The sequence below is a fragment of the Variovorax sp. Soil_C_33 genome (genome assembly GCF_057656935.1).
The window spans coordinates 1-23,058 of sequence record NZ_JBDGJK010000025.1 but is presented as its reverse complement, the minus strand read 5'-3'; the positions used below and the strand labels follow the sequence as shown (position 1 = coordinate 23,058).

Below are 23,058 nucleotides of genomic sequence, written 5' to 3'. Positions count from 1 at the left end.
AACAGCCCGTACACGCTCGAGAGGCAACAAAGGTCAGTTTAGACGTCGGGGCGCGTTTTGTGCTGCACTGCACAAAGTCGTACATCTGTTGTTTTTTGCTTACCTGGCCCCGCCGCGAACGCGCCGGCCACTCGCCGCTCCCGCCAGTCACGCCATGTCGAGCTGAACGACCGTGCGACCCGGGCGGCTTTCGAGCACGAGCTGGACTCCCATCGCTTTGGCGCGCTCGTGGAGCGACCGCGGGGCGCGCGCGACGTCGTAGCCGCGGCCGTCGTCGATCACGCAGAGCCGGACCGCCGTGCCCAGCATTGCCGCCTCGATGCGCAGCACCGTGGCCTGCGCATGCTGCAGCACGTTGGAGATCGCCTCGAACAGCAGGAACTGCAGATGGCGCATGGCCTGCGCGTCGAGGCGCTCGACCGGCACGAGCTCGTCGACCGCCCATTCCAGGGCGATGCCCGAGGCGTCGAAACGCGGCGCCAGGCGATAGCGCAGGGCCGCCAGCAGCGCGCCCACGTCGCCGTCGGGCAGGTGAATCGAATCGATGGTGAGCTTGAGCTGGTCGAGCGAATCGCGCAGCGTACGCAGCAGCTCGGCTTGGCTGCCCTCCCCCGCCTGCAGCTGGCGGATGGCCGAGCTGATGTGCGTTCCTACGCCATCGTGCATGTCGCGCAGGATGCGCTGTCGCTCGCGTATGGTGGCCTGCTCGCGTGCAGCCTGCTCGAGCCGCCCGTAGGTCAGCGCCAGTTCGCGCTCGCGGTCGGCCACCTTGGCGCTGAGCGTGGCGAGCAGGTCGCGCGCCTGTTCGCTGGCGGCGCGAAAGCGGCTGACCACGATCGCCAGCAGCGCGATGCCGAAAAGGACCGAGGTGTAGCGTATCCAGGTCGTGTCGCCATAGGAATTGCTCACCCGGATCACCAGCCAATCGCGCACGCCGATCAGCACGGCGAGCACCGCCACGCTGGACAGGAGCACCCGTGCCCTGTTGGGCCTTTTCACCGTCGCCAGCACGAACCCGCCGATGTAGAGCGCAATGCCCACGATCTCTATCGACAGCCATCCTGTCAGCCACCAGGGCTCGCCGCGCGACAGCGAAAGCCAGGTTGCAGCGACCGAACCCAGCACCATCACCGCCATCGCGCGCCACATCCAGCGCAGGCTGGCATCACGGTGCCAGCCGGCCACGTGGTGGCAGAACAGCATGGCCGAAGCGGCCCAGCCTGAATAGCACGCGGTCATCAGCATGCCCCAGGCGATCCAGGGCAGCGGCGGGTTGGCGATCGCGCCGTCCCCCACCCGCAGCGCCCAGCAGAACTCGGCCACGGCGGCCCAGAGATACATCCCCTCGCGGCGCTCGCCCACGCCCGCGCTGGTGGCCGGCTGCGTCAGCCAGAGTGCGAACGCCGTGACGCCCACCACCATGCTGAAGGCCGACAGCAGCACCGAACCGGTGAAGCGCGAGGCGTAGGCGTCGGCGAACAGCTCACCCCGAACCGTGCTGGCCGGCCCGAGGACAAGCGGGGCCAGGCCGGCGCGGCGGCCGGTATCGGCGCGGATGCGGATCTGCAGCAGGTTGTCGCCGGGTCGCAGCAGCTTGGCCGGCACGGCGATGAAGCGCGGGACCTTGGCGTAGTCGCCGCCATCGCTGCGCGTCAGGCTCCCGTTGACCTGCAGCAGTTCGCCGTTGAGCTGGATCTCGAAGGAAGTGCCGATGCGGGCGATGAAAATTCCCCACGGCCCCTCGGGCACCCTGTCGAGCGTGAAAGGCAGCTCGAAGCTCGCGACGCCGGGCCGCCCTGCCTGTTGTCGGTCCCAGTGGTAGGGCAAGCGCAGCGGCTCGACCTGCGTGAGGCCGTCCACGGTGGTCGTCACCGTGCCGCTGTTCAAGGTGAGCAGCTTCTGGTCCGCGAAGGCGCACGGCAAGGCGAGCCAGAGCAACATCGCCAAGCCCCAATGGACACCCCGACTCAGCCAGGCCCGCATCGCCACGCTCAGCCCGGGTGGCGCAGCAGCCCGAGGCGCATGGCTTCGAAGACCGCTTCGTTCTTCGAATGCACCGCGAGCTTGCCGTAGAGATTCTTGATGTGCGTCTGAACGGTGTGCACGCTCAGGCCGTGAAGGCGCGCGATCTCGGCATAGGAGAAGCCGCGTGCGATCAGCGACAGCACCTCCTGCTCGCGCGCCGAGAGCAGGGGCGGCGCTTCCGGCAGCGCCGGCTGCGGGACGTCGCGCCCGAGCCGCAGGCTGCGGTATTTGGCCAGCACGCGGCGCGCGATCATCGGCGAGATCGGCGAAGCGCCCGCCTTCATTTCCAGGATCGTGTGGGCGATGTCCTCGGGCGCGGCGTCCTTGTGGATGTAGCCCACGGCCCCGGCCTCGATGCTGGCGAGCACGTTGTCCTCGTCGCCGAACACGGAAACCACCAGCGGCTCGCATTCCGGAAAGCGCGCTACTGCGGTGCGGATCACGTCCAGCCCGCTGCCGTCGGGCAGGCCCAGGTCGGCCAGCAGGACGTCGGGGATCTCGTCGGTGTCGGCCAGCCAGGCCAGCGCTTCGCGCAGCGTGCCCAGGCCGTCCAGCCAGCGCAGTTGGGGGCAACGCCGCACGCTGGCCTCGAAGAACGCGCGCGCATTGCGATCGTCCTCGACCACCAGCACGTTCCAACGGCTCGCCGTCGCCGCCTCGGATCCCTCTGTTTGCATGGCGGTGAGCATAAAGCCACAGAACCCGCCGCAGGCCGCCCTCGCCTCACTCGTTCATGGGATGCGCTCTCGCAGACCCTGCCTCGACACTCGCGTCGCTTCTTTTCACGCAAGCGCTTGTCAAACAACCCAAAACCACGAGGAGTTCTTTTCATGACATCCATTTCCCCCAGGATCCGTGCCGGCTGCGCCGCGGCACTGGTGCTCTCGCTGGCCGCCTGCGGAGGCGGCGGAGGAGGTGGAGGAGGATTCCCGATCGCCGCCGGCGGCACGGGCAGCACCGACACCGGCGGCACCACGACGGCTGCCAAACTCAGCGGCGTGGCCGCCACCGGCGCGGCGTTCAGCGGCGCCACGATCACCGTGGTCGACCAGACCGGGGCCACGGTCTGCACCACCCAGACCGACAGCGCCGGCGCCTATGCCTGCACCTTGCCGGCCAGCACCAAGGCACCGCTGGTCATCAAGGCCGTGCGCGACGACCAGACCTTCTACAGCACCACGGCCAGCGCGACCGGCGGCACCGCCAACGTGACTCCGCTGACCACCATCATCGTGGCCGAGCTCTCGCCCGACGGCAACCCCGCCAGCCTGGCCGGTGCGATCCAGACTCATCCCAGCGCTGTGACGGCCGACACCATCAAGAAGCAGACCGACGAACTGGTAGCCGCCATCGCCCCGCTGTTGTCGGCTCTGGGCCAGGGGGCGATCGACCCGATCTCGGGCAGCTTCGCGGCCGACGGCACCGGCCAGGACAAGGTGCTCGATTCGATCTCGGTCAGCGTGCTGCCCGACGGCACCGCCGCCAACATCGAAATCACGGTCAAGGCCACGCCCTCGGCCGATGGCAGCTCGCCGCTGTCCATCAGCTACAGCACCGGCAGCGCCACCACTCCGGTGCTGCCCGCCATCGAAGCCAGCGCGTTGACGAATACGCCCTCGCCGGCGACGGTAGCTGACCTTTTCGCGCGCCTCACGGCTTGCTATGCGCTCCCGCTGTCGCAGCGGGTCAACGCGCCGAACGACACGGCCCCCGTCACAGGCGGTCCGGCCGACGTGATTGCGCCGGCCTGCCGCACGCTGTTTGTCGGCGACGACCCGTCCACCTACTACAGCAACGGCAACACCGTGGGCCGCAACGCCAGCAACCGGGGCGCATTCAACAGCCTGTTCAGGCCCGGCCCCACCGGCCTGGTATGGGACCGCGGCAACTTCGAGTTCGTGCGCGCCAACGGCGACCTGGTGTTCAGCTACCGCTGGACCGACACGGCCGGCAATACCGAGAGCGACACCCTCATTGCGCGCAATGTCGGCGGCACGCTCAAGCTCGCAGGCAACGGCTACGACTACAGCGCCAGCGTGCGCCCCTTCTCGGAGCACCGCGACCTGATCACTACGCCGAACTTCAGCTCCTACACCACCGGCTACAACATCAACATCGACAACAGGACCGACGGCAGCGGCAACCCGATCTTCAGCAAGGTGCTGGTGACCGCGCCCGACGGCGTGGTGCGCACCTTCGTGCCGCAGTCGGGCTTGTCATACCTGGTGGTGATGAAGGACGACGGCGTGACGCCGAGCGGCAGCCCGATCGTTCGGCTCGCCGGCGCCTACCAGAACACGGCCACTGCCGGCAACCCGGCCGACAAGGAGCTCGGCCTCTATTTCGTGGGCACACAGTACACCGACGCGCAAATCGCGGCGCTGCAGAACCAAAGCGTGTGGACGCTGGAGTTCTTCGACACCAGCAACGCCAGCATCGCGACGCAGAAGTACCGCACCCTGGCCCGCGCGCAGTCGGTCGCCGAGATCCGGCAGCTCGCCTTTGCGAACATCACGGCGACGATGCGTGCCGAGTTGCTCGCTGATACCGACATCGCGACCAACGGCGCCAGCATCTTCGGCGCGCCCAGCCAGAACGACCCGAACAACGTCGACTTCAGCACCGACGGTCAGCTGGACGCCTGGACCGTGCCGCAGGGCGCGCTGGCGCCGACCTCGTTGGCCGTGTACGGTCGTGCGCCCTTCGGCAGCACCACCGCCGGCCAGCCGGGCGCGCGATTCAACGACAGCGCCGGCGTGGCGAGTTCGGCGCGCAGGGGGATGGTGTTCTGCTCGACGCAAGGCATCAGCGACAAGCATTGCGACAACACCTTCGGCCAGCAATACGCCGAGGGCACATCGATCAACACTGTCGAACTCTGGGCCCGCAATGCGCGCCAGGTCGAGATCAGCAAGAAGATCGGGTTCTACAAGCTCCAGTAGCAGCCGCGGCGGCTTCCAAAACAGCCCCGCTCGGGGCTGTTTTTCTTTGATGAGGATGCTATGACTGGATTGTTCAACTCGTTGCTGCAGGGCTGGCGCCGTGGAAGGACCACCGCTGCCGCCGTGCGGTTACTTGTGCTGGAATACCGTGTTCCGTACGACGAGCGGTTGAACCAGCGCGTGCAGGAAATTGGGGCGACGTTGGCGCACTATCGGCCGACGGATCACGACATTGCTTTGAGCTATGTCGTCGAGCGACTCAAAGCCCTGCCGGTAGATGGGTCCTGGCGGTTCAGAAGGATCGTTGCCAAGTACCTCGCCATCGCCGAAACGGCAAAGGCGCAGTTCCGGTACGAAGTACAGGGGCCCTTGATGGAGCTGAGACGGCTTGCCAAAGAGCAGTTCAAGCTGGACGCCCCCGCGGGCGAACTGCTTGTCTTGCCTTGCCCGACGTGTTCGCAGCGGTTGCGTGCTCCACTCGGTACACATGTGCAGATCGCCTGCCCTAAGTGCAGCCATTCCTTCGACGCTGATTTGAGTTGAACTCGTTGAAGCCCACCAGGGCGAACAGAGCAGCTCCTGAACGCGTCAGGATGGCCCGCAGAACGTTCATCGAAATTTCGCTCCGGCCTTACCTGTCCTTCACATTTCGCGCTCAGTATCGGAGCTCCTGAAAACAACTGCTCGAAGGAGCTGCCATGAAGAAGATGTTTTTCGCTGTCGGCGCTGCAGCCGTGGTCGCATTGGCCGCATTGAGCGCTCCTGCTCAAGCACAGCCGCACCATGGAGACCGCGGCCATCGCCCTCACGTGGTCGTTGTTCCGCCGCCCCCGCCGCATCACGTCACACGGCATGGCCATCACCACCGTCATGACCACCGCGCCGACTCCTATCGGCATGACCGCCGTGCCTACTACCGCCACGCACGCCGGGACAGCGACCGCGATGGCGTGCCCGACCGTTACGACCGCCGTCCACACAACCCATATCGTCGCTGAGCGCCCGAGCTGATGTCGAGCAAGCCGCCGATGAGCAGGGGGCCCGTGTGCACGCAAGCTCGGGCAGAAGTGGTCTTTCGAAACTTGGGCAGAATGCGGCCCCACAAGCTCTTAGCACGATGAAGCTGACATCAATCCATTTCATCGATGCCGCCCTGAGAAATCCTGTGAACGCGGAACTTGCTTCTCGTTTGCCACATCTCGGTTTGAGCCAATGCTTTCTGACGGCCGGCTGCCTTTTTCAAGCCACGTGGAACTCCTTGTCAGGACAGCGAGAAGAATGGGGCGTAAAAGACTACGACGTCTTCTATTTCGACGACACCGATTTGTCGTGGGAAGCCGAAGACGCGGTCATAAATCTCGTCCAGCGAAGCGTCGCTGACCTCGGTGTCAACGTTGAGGTCAGAAATCAAGCGCGGGTGCATCTTTGGTACGAACAGCGCTTTGGAGTTCGATATCCGCAGCTCACGTCCACTCGCGATGGAATTGACCGCTACCTCATTTCCTGCACCTGCGTTGGTATCGACATGACCAGTCGAAAGCTATACGCACCCGACGGTTTGGACGATTTGGCTTCCGGGGTCCTGCGAATGAATCCTCGCCACCCAATTCCGGACCTGTTCCGTCGCAAGGCGCACGACTACAAAGCGCGCTGGCCCTGGCTCACTATCGTCCCGTAGGCAACTCATTTCGATAGCTCCGGGGCGACAGCGCTCGGGTCCGGCCGGCGCCTAACTTTGAGCCGGGCATCGTGCGCAGCCAATGACAGCCATTGTTCACCTCGTTGGCTCCGGCGGAGCCGGGAAGACCACCATTGGGGCCTTGCTCGCAAAACGTGCGTTGACATCATCGTGAAGCGGCAACTCGCGAGGCCGTACTTGCCTGCAACAGGGCGCTGGACGACCCTGAGCGCCCAGCCAGAAAAGTGTCGTGCGGGCTGCTGGATGTCGAGACGCTGCGTGAAATCGGATCGCTCGCGCGGCCTGCGACTTGCATTTGGTGCGCGGCCTGGACGCTCGATCAACAGACTCAGCGTGTCGATCATTTACCGCACGCATCGTCACTTTCAAACTGCAGCCCTGCACTGAGGGAATCGAATCCAGGATGCGGCGGCGATTGGCAGGGCCCGCGACTCGTCGCTCGACATTCTGATCTTCTCGATCGCGGCCACGCGCGAGTTCATTTCTGCGAGCGTGACTCGTGAGCCGATCAGTGAAGCCAAGCGATGTAGCCAAGGCGGCTGCAGGCGATCTCATCGCCGCAGCGCGTGCCGCCGCATGTCTGAGATCAGTCCGTCAACGAAAGGAAGCTTTCCATGTCCAACCGTTTCAATCTCTCGCAGCGGCGCAAACTGGCCATGTCGATCGCCATCGGCCTGGCTGCAGTTTCCGCGCTTGCGGCCACAGGCTCCGCGCTTGCCGCCACCCGGCTTTCCGAACATCGCGCGATCTCGTGGTGCGCCGATCACTGCGATCAAGTGGTCATCGACTGGAACGCCACCGCGTACCAGGTCATCAAGGCCGCCGACGGCTACCAGAATCCGCTCGCCGCGTCCCGGGCGCTTGCCATGATGCACTTGGCGATGCATGAGGCGGCGAGCACCCGATCCTTTTCGGCACCCGCGCAGAGCCGTGCGCAGAAGGAAGCGGACGCCGCAGTGGCCGCGGCCCATGCCGCCCACGATGTCCTGGCAGCGATCTACCCGAAGCAGCAGGACGGGCTGCTGGCGGCGGCACTCGAGGCCTCGCTCGTTGATGCGGGTATCGGCGAATCGACCGCTGTCGGCGCGGCAGTGGGCAAGGCCGCGGCGCAGCAGGTGCTGTCGCGCCGCACAGATGACGGAAGCGCAGCGAGCGAGCCGTACCAACCGGGTTCGAAGCCCGGCGAGTATCGCTTCACGCCGGGCTTCGATCTTCTGTTCAGCCCGCACTGGCGCAAGATCAAGCCGTTCGCACTGACTTCGCCGAGCCAGTTCCGAGTGCCGGCGCCGCCCGCGCTCCACAGCGACGAATACGCCAGGGCGTATCAGGAGGTCCAGCGTGTCGGCAGCGATCGAAAGGACGCCAGGCGCACGCCGGACGAAACGCACTACGCGGCGTTCTGGTACGAGTTCTCGGACATCGGCTGGAACCGCATCGCCCGCACGGTGGCTCGCAAGAACAAGCAGCGTCTGGTGGAGCGCGCACGCACTTTCGCGATGCTCAACGTGGCCATGGCCGACGCTTACGTGGCGGGTTGGGACTCCAAGATGCACTACAACCTCTGGCGCCCGGTGACGGCAATTCGGCTTGGCGCCGAGGACGGCAATGCACACACCGAGGCGGATGCCGCCTTCACCCCGATGCTGCCGACACCGCCGGTGCAGGACTATCCGTCGACCCACAGCGCACTCGGCGCCGCTGCGGCCACGGTGCTGGCGCATGCCTTCGGTCGCGACGACGTCCGCTTCAGCTTTGCATCGTCGTCGGCGCTGCCCACGAACCCTGTGCGCGAATTCAAGAGCTTCAGCCAGGCCGCGCAGGAGAACGCCGACTCCCGCGTGCGCGCCGGGCTGCACTTCCGCTTCGCGACCAACGAGGGCCTGAAGCTCGGCCGCAACATCGGCCGCCATGTCGTGGAGACGTTCACGCGGCCCGCCGACGAGCAGTTGGTGCAGGCGAAGCTCTGCACGACGAGCTGCTAACCTCTTGCGCTCGAGCGCATCGCGCGTCGCCGGCGAACCGTCAGCCATCGATTGGAGCCCAGCCATGCGGATCACCATCCTCGACGACTACTTCGACACGCTGCGCACCCTGGAGTGCTTCCGCAAGCTCGAGGGCCATCAGGTCACCGTCTGGAACGACCACGTGCAGGACGACGAAGGGCTCTCGCAGCGCTTGCAGGACACCGAGGCGCTGGTGCTGATTCGCGAGCGCACCCAGATCCGCGCACCGCTGCTCGCGCGCTTGCCGAAGCTGCGCCTGATCAGCCAGCGCAGCGTGTATCCCCATATCGATGTCGATGCCTGCACCCGGTTTGGCATCGTGGTGTCGTCGAGCCAGCATGCCGGCACGCCCTCCTACGCCGCAGCGGAGCTGACCTGGGCGCTCGTGCTTGCCGCGGCGCGCCAGATCCCCCAGCAGGTGGCCGCAATGAAGGCCGGACGCTGGCAGATCGGCGTGGGCACCACGCTGCGAGGCAAGACCCTGGGCGTCTTCGGATACGGCCGCATCGGCAGCGAGGTTGCCCGTTACGCGAGGGCGTTCGGCATGGAGGTGCTGATCTGGTCGAGTGAAGCCTCGCTGACCCGCGCACGGGCGGACGGCCATCGCGTGGCCGAGAGTCAGGCCGATTTCTTCGGCCGATGCGATGTCGTGAGCCTGCATCTGCGCCTGGTCGACCGCACACGCGGCATCGTCGGGGCCGAGGACCTGGCGCGCATGAAGCCTTCGGCGCTGCTGGTCAACACCAGCCGCGCCGCCCTGATCGCGCCGGGGGCGCTGGTCGCCGCCTTGAAGGCCGGCCGGCCCGGCGGCGCTGCGGTCGACGTCTACGAAGAAGAACCGGTGCTGGATCCGTGCCATCCGCTGCTGCAACTGGACAACGTGATCTGCACGCCTCACATCGGCTACGTGTCGCGCGATGAGTACGAAGTCCAGTTCACCGACGTCTTCGACCAGATCGTTGCGTACGCCGGCGGCAACCCGATCAACGTGGTGAACCCTGAGGTCCTGAGTCGGCGTCGATGAGAAGCAAAGCCGGTGTCGGCGACTCGGCATCGACGCGCGGCGATGCTGCTTTCTTGCGCCATGCTGCAGGCGGCAAGCCGAAGTGGCGCTTGAATGCCCGGTTGAACGCAGCCTCTGACTCGTAGCCGACTTCATCGGCGATCGCGAACAAGCTCTTGTTCGTGCTGCGCAGTCGCTGGGCCGCGAGACTGATCCTCCACCGCGTGAGGTACTGGATCGGCGGTTGTCCGATGAAGTGTAGAAAGCGGTCCGAGAGGGAGGAGCGCGACAGTCCCACCTGCTGGGCCAGCGATTCCACGGTCCATGGCCTGGCGGGGTTCGAATGCAGCAGCGCAAGCGCCCGCCCGACGAATGGATCACGCGCTCCGGCGAGCCACCCGGCCTGCTCGGGCGGCAGGCTCTCCACAAAGCGCCGGATCGTCTCGACGAACAGCAGCTCCGACAGTTTTGCCAACACCGACGCGCCTCCCAATCGCTCGGCACTGCGCCCCCCCATGCTCAGCCGGACGTAGCTGCGGATCCAGTCGCTGACGTCGCCGTCGCGCGCGCTGACACGAAGCAGGCGCGGCAGCGAGGCGAACAGCGAGGCACAAACACTGCGGTCGAGCGCGAGATAGCCGCACACGACCTTGGTGATCGCGCCGCCGCCGCCGTAGTGCCGACGCGGCAGAAGTCCGAGTTCCGGGGTGACGAGGTTCTGCGCCGATATCGCTTCGCCTTTCAGCTCACTGCCCATCAGGTGCGGATCGCCGTGCGGAAACATCACGACATCGCCAGCCTCCAGTCTGACGGGAGCCTCGTCGAGAAGCTTGATCCAGCAGCTGCCACCGACGATCAGGTGATACTCGATCAGGAATTCGGCCTCAGGCATCAATACCTGGGCAAGCACATGCGAAGGGGGCGATTCGGTCAGCCATGGGGCCGACAGCTCCATGTTGAGGAACATGGCGCCCGTCAGTCGAACCTGGCTGAGCACGTCCGACAGTGCATCGGCCGCCGGCGGTTGGCCGGATATTCGGACCGGAGCTTCCGCGTGCCGACCATTCGTCTCATTCATCGTGATCTCCACTGACATGCCGGCTTCGAAGTGAATTCGAGAATGGCCGAAGCCACTGCGGCAGAATCTTCGACCCATCGCCAGTGCCGTTGCCCTCCATCGGGATGAATCTTGAGTTGTGCACCTGAGCAGCTAGATGCTCGCCCGGCTGAAAACGCACGCCGCGGCCGGGTCGCTCGCCTGCATCAGCTCCCATCCGCGAGCGAGCCATTGCTCCTCAAGAATACGCAGTGAAGAAATCGAGGGAATCCCCCGAATGGCCGAGGGCGAACGCGTGCGCCCAGGGCTGAGGACCGACTGGCACCGAATAGGGCAGACGACGCGCAAGCGTCTCCCGGCGTGATCAGACGGCCGCTGAGTCTTCTGAGGGCGGTTCTCTGAGGCACTCGCCGACCGTGGAGCAAGTGAAGACTCCACATCATTCTGGTGCCGGCGCGCCGTATCATGCGCGCGAGGTAGAGCGCATGTCCGGCAAACAGGTAGCCCTTGCCAAGATCTCGCGGCCCCGGCTGCACGATGTGCTGGCGCGCACGCGCCTCTTCGGCCTGCTCGATAAGGCCTTGCGGCGACCGGTCGTCTGGCTCAGCGCACAGCCCGGCGCCGGCAAGACCACCCTGCTCGCGAGCCACCTCGAAGCCCGCAAGCGCGCCTGCATCTGGTATCAGCTGGATGCCGCCGATGCCGACCCCGCCTCCTTCATCTACCACCTGCGGCTCGCGGCCACTGGCGCCGGCGCGCTCAAGGCGCCCGAGCGGCTGCCGCTGCTGACACCCGAGTACCTGCAGGACCTGCGCGGTTTCGCGCGGCGCTTCTTCCGCGAGCTCTTCGACAGCCTCGGGCCCGACGCGCTGCTGGTGTTGGACAATTTCCAGGAGGTGCCCGAGGCCTGCGCCTTCCACCGGGTGATGGCGGAGGGCATGGAACAGGTGCCCGAGGGCGTCAACATCGTCGTCATCAGCCGCCTCGAGCCGCCCGCGGACTATGCGCCGCTCCTGGCCGCCGACGCGCTCGCCGTGCTCGACGGCGAGCAGCTGCGGCTGAGCCTCGCCGAAACCAAGGCCATTGCGCGCAAGCGGGGCATCACGAGCGACGCCGCGATCGAGGCGCTGCACGAGCGCTCGCATGGCTGGGCCGCGGGCCTCACCCTTCTCTTGACGCGCACCCGCGGGCATGTCGGCCAGGATGAGGAAGACGAGTCCGAATCGCTGCAACATGTGTTCGGCTACTTCGCGCAGCGGGTTTTCGACGGCACTGTGCCTGAGCATCGCCGGGCGCTGATGCAGCTGGCCTTCCTGCCGCTGATCACAGTCGAGCTGGCCGAGAACCTGACCGGCCTCCCAGACGCGGGCCGCCTGCTCGACCACCTCTACAAGCGGCACCTGTTCACCGACCGGCGGCGCGTCGCTGCGCCGGCGGCAACCTACGTCTTCCAGTTCCACGCGCTGTTCCGCACCTTCTTGCAGCACCAGGCGCGTGAGAGCATGGAAGCAGCCGCGATCCGCGACATCAGCCGCCGCGCCGGCCGCCTGCTCGACGCCGCGGGTCACTGGGAGCAGGCGCAGGCGCTGTTCGCCGAGGCAGCCGACTGGGACGCCTATGCCGGCCTCGTGGCCGTGCACGCCGAGGGCCTTCTCGAACAAGGCCGGCGCCAGACCGTGCTTGGATGGATCGGCCGCATGCCCGAGGCCGCGCGCGAGGGCGACCCCTGGCTGGGCTACTGGGAAGGCCGTGCGCTGATGGCGGCCGCGCCCGAGCGCGCGCTGCAGGTCTTCCAGGCGCACCACCGGCGCTTCGCCGAGGAGGCCGACGTGGTCGGCCAGCTCGCCTGCGGCGCCGCGATCGTGCAGACGCTGTGGCATGCGCGCCTGGGCTGGTCGGAGATCACGCCCTGGGTCGACCGGCTCGAACCCTTGATGCGCGAAGACCTGCGCTTTCCCACCGCGGCGGTGGAACTCCTGAGCATGTCGGCGCTGCACGCAGCGCTCGCCTTCTGCCGGCCGGGGCATCCGGCGGTGCGGCGCCTGGGGCCGAAGCTGCTGGGGCTGATCGACGATGCCGCGATCGACTGGAACCAGCGGCTGACCACGGCCACGCACCTCATCACCTACTTCCACAACGCGGCCGAGCATGAGCTCGCGATGCAGCTCGCGGCCAAGGTCGATGCTGCAGTCGAGGCGCTGCCCGCGAGCGCGCTCAACCGCGCCTTCTGGTTCGTTTTCCGGGCCATGCACGACCTCCGGCAGGCGAATTACGAAGCGGCAGCCGCACGCTTCCAGCGCGCCGAGGACCTGGCGCGCGGCGAAGGCCTGGCCCATGCCGAGTTCGCCGCCCTGCAGTTCCGCGCCTACCTGGACCTCAGCTTCCGCCGCACCGGCGAGGCGCAGGCCCGGCTCGCGCGCATGGAGGTCCACCCGGCGCGCGGAAACCCCGACGCCGAGATGAACTTCTGCGTCGCGCGGACGATGCTCGCGCAGCTGAAGGGCGAGGTACAGGCCGCACTCGACCACGCGCAGCAGGGCCTGAAGGCGGTCGACCGCGTCGGCGCAGCCTACTTCCAGGCGGTGTTTCCGGTGCTGTTCACCAGCGCCTTCGCCGATGCCGGCCAGTTCGAGCGCGCGCAGGACATCGTCGCGAGCGCGCGCCGCCTGTCGCGCGGCAGCTACCTGGAGGCAATGGACGCCCAGCTCCTGCTCGAAGAGGCCTACATCGCCCATGTTCAGGGCGATACGGCGCTCGCCTCTTCGAAGCTGGCCGAAGGGCTCGCGCTCGGCGCTGCCGATCGCACGCGCGCGGCCTATGTGCATCGCGTGGTGACGCGCAAGCCCATATTGCTGGAACTGGCGCTCGAGGACGGCCTCGAGCCCGGGTTCGCGCGCCATCTCGTGCGCCGCTGGCGCATCGCGCCGCCGGCCGAGGAGATCGCAGGGTGGCCCTGGCCGATCCGGATCCGCACGCTGGGCGGCTTCGAGCTGCTGGTCGACGACCGGCCGATCGAGTTCGGCCGCAAGGCGCCGAAGAAAACCCTCGCGCTCCTGAAGGCCATCGTCGCGCGCGGCGGCAGCGCGCCGGAGAGCGCGCTCATCGACACCTTCTGGCCCGACGAAACGGGCGACGCCGCCGCGCGCTCGCTCGGCGCCGCGGTCCGTCGCCTGCGCGATCTGCTGGGCGAAGGCGATGCGGTCGTGCAGCAGGGCGGCCAGCTGTCGCTGGACCGCGCCTGCGTGTGGGTCGATGCCTGGGCTTTCGAGCGCGCGCTCGCGGCAGCGCGCGAGGCCGCGAGCGGCGACGATGCCGCTATCGCGCAGGCGCTGGCGCTCTACCGCGGCGCCTTCCTGCCCGAGGAGGAAGGCGAGAGCTGGCCGGTGGCGCTGCGCGAGCGGCTGCGCGGCAAGTTCATCCAGGCCGTCGCCGGCCATGCCGGCCGGCTCGAAGCCGCGCACCGCGACGAGGAAGCCGTCGCCTGGTACCTGCGCGGGCTCGATGCCGACAGCGTGGTCGAGCCCTTCTACCAGGGACTGATGCGCTGCTACCACCGGCTCGACCGCCTGCCCGAAGCGGTCAGCGCCTACCGCCGGCTGAAGCAGACGCTGTCGGTCACGCTCAGCCTGCCGCCGTCGGCTGGGACGGAGAAGCTCTATCGAAGCTTGCGCCTGGACGCCGCCGATCCGCGAATAAGTAGCCAATAAATAGCCGGCCTCTTCTTACGCTGACTCCCCATCGAGAAAGGAGTCACCGTGAGAGAGATACGCAGTTACCTGATCCGCGTCTACCGCCAGGACGCGGCCGTCGTGGCCGGCGTGGTCGAGGATGTCCGCAGCAGCCGGATCGCACCGTTCCAGTCGCTGGCCGAGTTGTGCGAGGTGCTGAGCGGCCGCAAGCCCTTCGCGCGGCGCGCCGTGCGCCGCCGGAGCGCGCCATGAAGGCGGGCGAAAGTCTCACCGCGCCTCAGCCGGCGCCGGTCTCCAGCGACCCGGCCGAGGAATACAAGAGCGTCTGCGACTTCATGCGGCTCTACGCGACGCTGCGCTTCTACCAGCTCGCGCTGCTCCTGGGCACCACCGGCAGCATCATCACCGCGCTCTCGTCGAACGCCGTGCGCGTGAGCTTCGCGCGCGCCGAGATCCTGAAGACCGGCGGGCTCGTCGTGAGCCTGGCCTTCCTGGTGATGGAATTCCGCGCCACTTCGTACTGGCACGGCCTGCGCGATCGCGGCAACGAGCTGGCGCAGGCGCTGCGCTTCCGCCCCTTCCCCACGCCCTCGCGCTGGAACCCGCTGACCACCAGCGGCGCCGGCTTCTACCTGCACGCCTTCATTGCGACGCTGTGGCTCGCGAGCCTGGCGTTCCGGCTCCAGCTCGGGCTCTGAACCCCTTCCGTTTCCCCCAACCACCTCGACAGAGAGACATCCCCATGAGCAACACCATCACCTCCTCCTCTTCCTTCGGCGCGCGCATCGCGGCCCACGCGGCCTCGCTGATCTTCCTTGCCGGCGGCCTTGCGCCTGCCCACGCGGCCGGCTCGGCCACGCCGGTGATCTACCCCGCCAAGGGGCAGAGCGCCAAGCAGCAGGACCAGGACAAGTACGCCTGCTACGGCTGGGCCCGCGGCCAGACCGGCTTCGATCCCGCGCAGGCGCAGCAGGCCGCGGCGCCGGGTGCAGGCATGCCGCCGGGCGGGCTCCTGCGAGGCGCCGCCGGCGGCGCCACCCTCGCCGCGGCCACCGACCACGACCCGGCGCATGGCGCAGCGGCGGGCATGGTCGGCATCGCGGTGCGCGAGCGCATCAAGGCGGCGCAGGCCGCGCAGCAGCAACAGGCCGTGCGCGCCCAGCAGAAGGCAGGGTACGACCGCGCTTTCAAGGCCTGCATGGAGGGGCGGGGCTATGTCCTTCGCTGAACGCATGAAGCCGGGCGCCGCCCCGCTGCTGCTGCTGGCCGGCGCCCTGCTGATCGCCGGATGCGTCCGCAAGGCCGAGCCGGCCCATGAAGAAATCCGCCCGGTGCGCAGCGTGGTGGCCGGCGCGACGAGCGGCTCGGTCGGCGCCACGTACTCGGGCCAGGTCCATGCGCGCTACGAAAGCAAGCTGGGCTTCCAGGCTTCGGGCCGCATCGTCGCCCGCCTGGTCGAGGTCGGCAGCCATGTCCGGCGCGGACAGCCGCTGATGCGCCTCGACCCGGCGCAGGAGGCGCTGCAAGTGGTCGCCGCGGTGGCCAGCACCGACGCGGCGAAGAGCCGCGTGGCGCAAAACCGCGTCGACCTGCAGCGCACCGAGCAACTGCTGGCGCGCAAGTTCGCCTCGCAGGCCGAGGTCGACCAGCAGCGCCTGGCACTTGCAGAGTCGGAGTCGCAGCTCAGGTCGGCGCTGGCGCAACAGCAGATCCGCGTCAACCAGCGCGGCTACACCGAGCTCTTCGCCGACCGCGACGGCGTGGTCGCCGCGATCCACGCCGAGGCCGGCCAGGTGGTCTCCGCCGGCCAGCAGGTCGTCACCGTGGCCGCCGATGGCGAGCGCGAGGTGCTGGTGAGCGTGCCCGAATCGCGCGTCGACGAGCTGCGCCGCGCGAAGAACCTCCAGGTGTCCGTCTGGGCCCGGCCCGGCAAGCGCTACCAGGGCGCGCTGCGCGAGCTGGCGCCCGACACCGACAGCGTGACGCGCACCTACTCGGCGCGCATCTCGGTGAAGGACGCCGACAGCGCGCTGATGCTGGGCATGACGGCCTCGGTGTTCACGCCCGATGTCGAGGGCAAGTCGGCCATCCGCCTGCCGCTCGGCGCCATCCTTCACAAGGACGGGCATGCCCAGGTCTGGGTGGTCGACGCCAAGACTTCGCAGGTCGCCGCGCGCGCCGTCGAACTCGGCAGCGCGCAGGACGACCATGTGCAGGTTGCCGCCGGGCTCGCGGGGGGCGAGACGGTGGTCACCGCGGGCGTGCACATGCTTCATGCCGGACAGAAGGTGAAGATGGTCGCCGCGCAGGGGGTGCAGCCATGAGCAGGATCAACCTCTCCGAATGGGCGCTGCGCCACCCGCAGATGATCGCCTTCCTGCTGATGATGCTCGGCCTCGGCGGCGTCCTCGCCTACGGCAAGCTCGGGCAGAAGGAAGACCCCGAGTTCACCGTCAAGACCATGGTGGTGCAGGCCTCCTGGCCGGGCAGCTCGGCGCAGCAGATGGCCGAGCAGGTGACCGACAAGCTCGAGAAGAAGCTGCAGGAAGTGGCCGAGATCGACTACATCAGCAGCTACGCCAAGCCCGGCGTGACGCAGATCAAGGTCAACCTGCGCGAGGCGACGCCGCCGGCCGCGGTGCCGCAGGTCTGGTACCAGGTGCGCAAGAAGCTCGGCGACATCCAGTACACCCTGCCGCAGGGCGTGCGCGGCCCCTTCTTCAACGACGAGTTCGGCGACACCTTCGGCAACCTCTACGCCATCACCGGCGACGGCTTCGGCGCCGAGGACCTGCGCGACTTCGCCGACGCGGCGCGCAACGAGTTCCTGCGCGTGGCCGACGTCAACAAGGTCGAGCTCGCGGGCGTGCAGGACCCGAAGATCCATGTCGAGGCATCGAACGCCAAGCTGGCCTCGCTGGGCATCGACCCGGCGCTGATCGCTTCCACGCTGGCGGCGGCCAACACGGTCGAGGCGGCCGGCACCGTGCTGACCGCGACCGAGCAGCTGCGCCTCACGGTCAGCGGCGAGTTCGACTCGGTCGACAGCATCCGCAACATGGGGATCCGCGCCGGCGAGCGCATGTTCCGCCTCGGCGACATCGCCGAGGTGCGGCGCGGCCTGGTCGACCCGGCCACCTCCAAGATGCGCTTCAATGGCCAGGAGGCCGTCGGCCTCGCGGTCAGCATGCGCAAGGGCGGCGACGTGATCCGGCTCGGAGAGCAACTCACGGCCACCGTGGAGCGCATCCAGGCCAGCCTGCCGGTGGGCGTGCAGATCCATGCCGTGTCCGACCAGCCGCGCGTGGTCGCTGAGTCGGTGCACGAGTTCAAGAAGAGCCTGCTGGAGGCCGTGGCCATCGTGCTGGTGGTGAGCTTCTTCTCGCTCGGACTGCGCACCGGCCTGGTGGTGGCGCTCAGCATTCCGCTGGTGCTGGCGCTGACCTTCCTCGTCATGTACGTCCTGGGCATCGAGCTGCAGCGCATCTCGCTGGGCGCGCTGATCATCGCGCTAGGCCTCTTGGTGGACGACGCGATCATCGCCGTCGAGATGATGGCGCTCAAGCTGGAGCAGGGCTGGGACAAGTTCCGCGCCGCCACCTACGCCTACACCGCCACCGCCTTCCCGATGCTCACCGGCACGCTGATCACCGCGGCCGGCTTCCTGCCGGTGGGCTTCGCCAGGTCGGGCGCGGGCGAGTACGTGTTCTCGCTGTTCCAGGTGGTCGGCATCTCGCTCATCCTGTCGTGGGTGGTCGCGGTGCTGTTCACGCCCTACATAGGATTCAAGCTGCTGCGCGAGCACCACGGCGCGGCACATGCCGCCGATGAGGACGCGATCTACCGGCGCGGCTTCTACCTGCGCTTCCGGCGCCTCGTCGAGCTCTGCCTCGCGCACCGCCGGTGGGTGATCGGCGTCACGGCGCTGCTCTTCGCCGGCTCGATCGCGCTCTTCGGCCTGGTGCCCAAGCAGTTCTTCCCGGCCTCCGACCGGCCCGAGCTGATGGTCGACCTGTGGCTGCCGCAGGCCGCCACCTTCGAGGCCAGCCAGCGCGAGGTCGAGGCGCTCGAAGAGCAGCTGCGGAACGACCCCGACGTGGTCGCGGTCACCAGCTATGTCGGCAACGGCAGCCCGCGCTTCTACCTGCCGCTCGACGTGCAGACACCCAATCTCAACCTCGGCGAGCTGATGGTGATGACCAAGGGCGGGGAGGCGCGCGAGCGCGTGCTGGCCAAGATCCAGCAGCTCTTCGATGCCGGCTTCCCGCTGGTGCGCGGCCGGGTCAACCGGTTGGAGAACGGGCCGCCGGTCGGCTATCCGCTGCAGTTCCGCGTGTTCGGGCAGGACCCGCAGCAGGTACGCGCCATCGCCGAGCAGGTGGGCGCGATCCTGCGCGCCGAGCCGCATGTGCGGCGCGTCAACCAGGACTGGGGCGAGCGGCTCAAGCGTGTGCGCGTGGATGTCGACCAGGACAAGGCGCGCGCGCTCGGCATCAGCTCGCGGCAGATCAAGAGCGCGCTGCAGGGCTCGCTGTCGGGCATCAGCATCACGCAGTACCGCGAGGGCGACAAGGACATCGACGTGGTCGCGCGCCTGATCGCACCCGAGCGCACCGACCTCAACAACCTGAAGGACGCGAAGATCTACCTGCGCGAAGGCAGGTTCGTGCCGGTCTCGCAGGTGGCGCGGCTCTCGCTCGACAGCGAGGACAGCGTGCTGTGGCGGCGCAACCGCGTGCCCACGCTCACCGTGCGCGCCGACGTGGCCGGCGCGGAAGCACCGGACGTCACGCTCGCGCTCAAGCCCAAGCTCGACGAGCTGGCGAAAAGCCTGCCGCTGGGCTACGGCATCGACGTCGGCGGCGCCTTCGAATCGAGCGGCAAGTCGCAGGCCTCGATCTTCGCGGTGATGCCGCTGATGCTCGCCGCCGTGCTGCTGCTGCTGATGCTGCAGCTGCAGGACATCAAGAAGATGGCGTTGGTGCTGCTCACCGCGCCGCTCGGAATGATCGGTGTGTCGCTGACGCTCGCCGCCTGCCGCATCCCCTTCGGCTTCGTCGCGATGCTGGGCGTGATCGCGCTGGCCGGGATGATCATCCGCAACTCGGTGATCCTGGTGGTGCAGATCGACCACGACGTGCAGGCGGGCGTGCCGCTGTGGAACGCGATCGTCGAATCGGCGGTGCGCCGCATGCGGCCGATCGTCCTCACCGCGCTGGCGGCCATCCTCGCGATGGTGCCGCTCACGCACTCGGTGTTCTGGGGCCCGATGGCCTGGTCGATCATGGGCGGGCTGTTCGTCGCGACCCTGCTCACCCTTCTCTTCCTGCCCGCCCTCTACGCCAGCTGGTACGGCGCGAAGCGGCCGCTGGCTGCATGACCCCTCGGAGAATGACGATGAACAGGATCACCATGTCCATGAAGGCCGCCGTCGCCGCGAGCCTCGCATGCCTCGCGGGCGCCAGCTTCGCGCTCGACCTGATCGGCTCGTACGAGAAGGCGCTGTCCGTCGACCCCGCCATCCGCGCCGCCGACCAGGCGGTACTCGCCGGCCGCGAGAAGGCGGTGCAGGGCAGCGCACTCTTCAAGCCGCAGGTCTCGCTCACGGCCGGCCTCACGCGCGTCAGCGAGAAGTCGACGGTCAGCACGGCCGCCGGCACGAGCCAGTCCGACACCTCGGGCAACGTCCGCCAGGTGGCGGTGCAACTGGTGCAGCCGCTCTACAACGCCAAGGCCAAGGCCGACAGCAAACAGCTGCACCAGCAAACCGAGCTGGCCGAGGTCAGCCATCGCGATGCGCAGCAGGAGCTGGTTCAGCGCGTCGCCGAAACGTATTTCAACGTGCTGCTGGCGCGCGAATCCCTGCGCGTCGCGCAGGCCGAGAAGACCGCGGTCGAGATGCAGCGCGACCGCGCCCAGGCCCGCTTCGACGTCGGGCGCGGCAAGATCACCGACCTGCAGGAAGCGCAGGCGCGCTACGACAGCGTGCTGGCGCGCGAAGTCTCGGCGCAGAGCACGCTGGCGCTGCGGCAAGCGCAGTACCGCGAGCTGACCGGCGCGCCGGCCGAAGGACTGGCCGCGCTTCGCCGCGGCTTCGCGCCGGTGCCGCCGCAGCCCGACAGCCTGCAGGCCTGGCAGTCGAAAGGGCTGGACCGCAACACCCGCGTGCTGATCAAGCACGGCGAGCTGGCGATCGCCGACGCAGAGATCGGCAAGTACACGCTCAGCGCTCGTCCGACGGTGGACCTGGTGGCAAGCCTGAGCCGGCAGGGCCAGAACGGCAGCCTCTCGCCCGCGGTCTCGCCGGACAGCGCCCGCGGCGCGGCCATCGGCGTGCAGCTGAACATCCCGCTCTTCACGGGCGGCGCAATCACTTCCCGCCAGCGCGAGTCCATCGCCAGGAAAAACCAGGCCGAGCAGGAACTGAGCTCGGCGCAGCGCGACGCGCGCCTGCAGGTCCAGGACGCCTTCCTCGCAGTGAAGACCGGCGTAGCGCGCATCGCCGCGCTGGAGCAGTCGGTGCTGTCGGCGCGCACCGCGCTCGAAGCCACCACGCTGGGCCGCGACGTCGGCAGCCGCACCGAGGTGGACGTGCTCGACGCGCAGCAGCGGCTCTTCGCAGCCGAGCTCGACCTCGCGCAGGCCACCAACGACTACCTTCTGGGCCGCATCCGGCTCGCGTCGGCGGCCGGGGAGTTGCGCGAAGACCACCTGCGCGAGCTCAACACCTACCTTGCACCGGGAGATTGATCATGGATATCGCGTTGTCTCCTCGCACGGAGCCGGCCGTGCTTGCGGGTCGCTTTGCAGATGGCTGCTCGAGCTCGCCGCAGTGCTGGCGGCGGGCTGCGCGGGGCTGCCGCCGCAACCCTCGGACCGCGCGTCGTATGCACTTGCGCCATCGCCGGCCACCGAGCGGGAACATGCAGCGCAACGCGAGGCCGATGGATGAAAGGAGCTGACGCGGCGACGGCACGGATTTGGCTCCTGGGCCGACTGCCGGCGGCCTGCCTTGCGCCGAAGATCTCGGGGCGCGCATGGCCTCGATGCCCTTCATCAGTCCATGGCGTATCGTCCGCAACACAGAGGCCGCATCGGTGCGGCCTTCAACATCTTGAACGCAGGAAGCAGCGATGCAACGAGTGATTCTTTCCGGCGCCAGCGGCTGGGCCGGCGCGGCACTGGCGCGAGGCATCGCGCAACAGGCCGATATGCAGCTCGTCGGCGCGGTCGGGCAGCGAAGCGCAGGCCGGTCCTTAAGCGAGGTGCTCAAAGTTCCCGAACTCTCGGGCTTGGTCTCCGCCACTGCCACGGACGCACTGGCGCAGGCGACAGGCTGTGATGTCTATGTGGAGTACTCGAAGCCGCACGATATCGCCACCGTCCAGGCCAACATCCTTTCGGCGCTGGCAAAAGGCGCGCATGTGGTGATCGGCAGCTCGGGCTTGAGCGACGAAGACTACGCCCGGATCGACGCCGCCGCGCATGATGCGAAGCGAGGGGTGCTGGCCTGCGGCAACTTCGCCCTGACTGCCGTGCTGCTGCAGCGCTTTGCGGAACTGGCGGCGCGCTACATCCCGCACTTCGAGCTCATCGACTATGCGAAGGATTCGAAGCCCGACGCGCCCTCCGGCACCGGGCGCGAGCTGGCGCTTCGCCTTGGCAACGTGCGGCAGCCTGCGCTTGGCGTGCCGCTCGACAAGGTCAACGGCCCGGGCGGAGTGCGCGGCGCGACCGTGAACGGCGTGCAGGTGCACGCGGTGCGCGTGCCCGGCTTCGTCCTCGGGATCGAAGCCATCTTCGGGATGAAAGACCAGCGCCTGCACCTGCGGCATGAAGCCGGCAGCAGCGCGGAGCCCTATGTCGACGGAGCCCTGTTGGCAATCCGCAAGGTGGCAGGGCACATTGGCGTGTTGCGCGGGCTGGACAAGGTCATGGAACTCTAGATGCTATGTAGGACTACCCGAGTCACCCCCGTTTAGCTAAAACGGGATTTCCAACTTCTAGGCAAAGGAGACGGAAATGACGACGACCCAGACAGTCCTACGAGGCAAGAATACGGCGATTCAGGGCGCCCTGTACATAAGCTTCGAGTTGGGCGACAAGAAGTGGAAACTGACCACCGGCGATGGGCGCCACAGCGCGAGCCGATACACGGTAGATGCCGGCGACACGACCGCGGTTGTTGACTGCCTGCGCAAGGCCAAGGAGCGCTGCAAGCTCGGAGCACAAGTGAAGGTGCACACCTGCTACGAGGCAGGACGAGATGGCTGGTGGCTGCATCGCTGGCTGGTCGGGCAAGGCATCGACAGCATCGTGGTCGACTCTGCCAGCATCGAGGTCAACCGACGCGCCAGGCGAGCCAAGACCGACCGGCTCGATGGCGACAAGCTGCTGGCGATGCTGCTGCGTTATCACGCGGGCGAAGCCCGCGTGTGGTCGGTGCTGCACGAGCCCACGCCCGAGGACGAAGACGCGCGCCGGCTGCACCGCGAGCTGGAGCGACTGGCGCGAGAGCGCATCGCGCACACCAACCGCATCGGCTCGCTGCTGGTGCTGCACAACCTGCGCCCGAAGATCATCATCGGCGGGCGCGAGTGGGCGCACTGGTGGGAGCGTCACTGCGCGCAGGTGCCGCCG

The 23,058-nt window shown here is 67.8% G+C and carries 18 protein-coding genes; 15 read left to right on the top strand and 3 right to left on the bottom strand.

The genetic code is table 11. The features are described 5' to 3' along the window. Positions 1–147: 147 nt before the first annotated feature. On the bottom strand, positions 148–1,941 hold the full coding sequence (locus AC3A6B_RS27645; RefSeq protein WP_487839834.1) for a sensor histidine kinase: 1,794 nt from the start codon (positions 1,939–1,941) through the stop codon (positions 148–150). 50 nt (positions 1,942–1,991) lie between these two features. Continuing rightward, a complete protein-coding gene (locus AC3A6B_RS27640) occupies positions 1,992–2,714 on the bottom strand; it encodes a LuxR C-terminal-related transcriptional regulator (RefSeq protein ID WP_487839833.1) in 723 nt (240 codons plus the stop codon). Positions 2,715–2,855: 141 nt separating this feature from the next. Between AC3A6B_RS27640 and AC3A6B_RS27635 the strand changes: the two genes are divergently transcribed. From AC3A6B_RS27635 to AC3A6B_RS27610, 6 genes are all read left to right on the top strand, one after another. Further along, a complete protein-coding gene (locus AC3A6B_RS27635) occupies positions 2,856–4,967 on the top strand; it encodes a carboxypeptidase regulatory-like domain-containing protein (RefSeq protein ID WP_487839832.1) in 2,112 nt (703 codons plus the stop codon). 60 nt (positions 4,968–5,027) lie between these two features. Continuing rightward, on the top strand, positions 5,028–5,510 hold the full coding sequence (locus tag AC3A6B_RS27630) for a hypothetical protein (protein ID WP_487839831.1): 483 nt from the start codon (positions 5,028–5,030) through the stop codon (positions 5,508–5,510). A 240-nt stretch (positions 5,511–5,750) separates the two neighbouring features. Then, positions 5,751–5,978, top strand: a complete 228-nt coding sequence (locus AC3A6B_RS27625) for a hypothetical protein (protein ID WP_487839830.1) — start codon at positions 5,751–5,753, stop codon at positions 5,976–5,978. Positions 5,979–6,084: 106 nt separating this feature from the next. Continuing rightward, positions 6,085–6,645 (top strand): nucleotidyltransferase family protein, encoded by a 561-nt coding sequence (locus AC3A6B_RS27620; protein ID WP_487839829.1) that lies wholly within the window; start codon positions 6,085–6,087, stop codon positions 6,643–6,645. A gap of 635 nt (positions 6,646–7,280) precedes the next feature. Next, positions 7,281–8,648, top strand: a complete 1,368-nt coding sequence (locus AC3A6B_RS27615; protein WP_487839828.1) for a vanadium-dependent haloperoxidase — start codon at positions 7,281–7,283, stop codon at positions 8,646–8,648. A gap of 64 nt (positions 8,649–8,712) precedes the next feature. Next, positions 8,713–9,693: a D-2-hydroxyacid dehydrogenase family protein gene (locus tag AC3A6B_RS27610; protein WP_487839827.1), complete on the top strand. Its 981-nt coding sequence runs from the start codon at positions 8,713–8,715 to the stop codon at positions 9,691–9,693. Here AC3A6B_RS27610 and AC3A6B_RS27605 read toward each other — a convergent pair. Beyond that, the gene (locus AC3A6B_RS27605; RefSeq protein ID WP_487839826.1) at positions 9,653–10,768 is read right to left on the bottom strand and encodes an AraC family transcriptional regulator; all 1,116 of its coding nucleotides are present in this window, start codon (positions 10,766–10,768) and stop codon (positions 9,653–9,655) included. The two genes, AC3A6B_RS27610 and AC3A6B_RS27605, sit on opposite strands and share 41 nt — an antisense overlap. 446 nt (positions 10,769–11,214) lie before the next feature. On the opposite strand from AC3A6B_RS27605, the gene AC3A6B_RS27600 reads away from it, so the two are divergent. The 9 genes from AC3A6B_RS27600 to AC3A6B_RS27560 form a co-directional block, all read left to right on the top strand. After that, on the top strand, positions 11,215–14,436 hold the full coding sequence (locus AC3A6B_RS27600; RefSeq protein WP_487839825.1) for an AfsR/SARP family transcriptional regulator: 3,222 nt from the start codon (positions 11,215–11,217) through the stop codon (positions 14,434–14,436). Between the two features lie 48 nt (positions 14,437–14,484). Next, entirely contained in the window at positions 14,485–14,670 is a 186-nt protein-coding gene (locus AC3A6B_RS27595; RefSeq protein ID WP_487839824.1) for a hypothetical protein, read from the top strand. Continuing rightward, the gene (locus AC3A6B_RS27590; RefSeq protein ID WP_487839823.1) at positions 14,667–15,116 is read left to right on the top strand and encodes a hypothetical protein; all 450 of its coding nucleotides are present in this window, start codon (positions 14,667–14,669) and stop codon (positions 15,114–15,116) included. Before AC3A6B_RS27595 ends, AC3A6B_RS27590 begins: the two co-directional genes overlap by 4 nt. A gap of 44 nt (positions 15,117–15,160) precedes the next feature. After that, the gene (locus AC3A6B_RS27585) at positions 15,161–15,646 is read left to right on the top strand and encodes a hypothetical protein (RefSeq protein WP_487839822.1); all 486 of its coding nucleotides are present in this window, start codon (positions 15,161–15,163) and stop codon (positions 15,644–15,646) included. Continuing rightward, complete coding sequence (locus AC3A6B_RS27580) at positions 15,633–16,742, top strand: efflux RND transporter periplasmic adaptor subunit (protein ID WP_487839821.1); 1,110 nt, start codon at positions 15,633–15,635, stop codon at positions 16,740–16,742. Before AC3A6B_RS27585 ends, AC3A6B_RS27580 begins: the two co-directional genes overlap by 14 nt. Continuing rightward, the gene (locus AC3A6B_RS27575) at positions 16,739–19,798 is read left to right on the top strand and encodes an efflux RND transporter permease subunit (RefSeq protein ID WP_487839820.1); all 3,060 of its coding nucleotides are present in this window, start codon (positions 16,739–16,741) and stop codon (positions 19,796–19,798) included. The genes AC3A6B_RS27580 and AC3A6B_RS27575 overlap by 4 nt, the downstream gene beginning before the upstream one ends. Before the next feature lie 17 nt (positions 19,799–19,815). Then, positions 19,816–21,168: a TolC family outer membrane protein gene (locus AC3A6B_RS27570; protein WP_487839819.1), complete on the top strand. Its 1,353-nt coding sequence runs from the start codon at positions 19,816–19,818 to the stop codon at positions 21,166–21,168. A gap of 383 nt (positions 21,169–21,551) precedes the next feature. Continuing rightward, positions 21,552–22,364, top strand: a complete 813-nt coding sequence (gene dapB / locus AC3A6B_RS27565; RefSeq protein ID WP_487839818.1) for a 4-hydroxy-tetrahydrodipicolinate reductase — start codon at positions 21,552–21,554, stop codon at positions 22,362–22,364. Between the two features lie 76 nt (positions 22,365–22,440). After that, positions 22,441–23,058 (top strand): transposase (locus AC3A6B_RS27560; protein ID WP_487839817.1); only part of this gene is annotated, 618 nt, incomplete at its 3' end.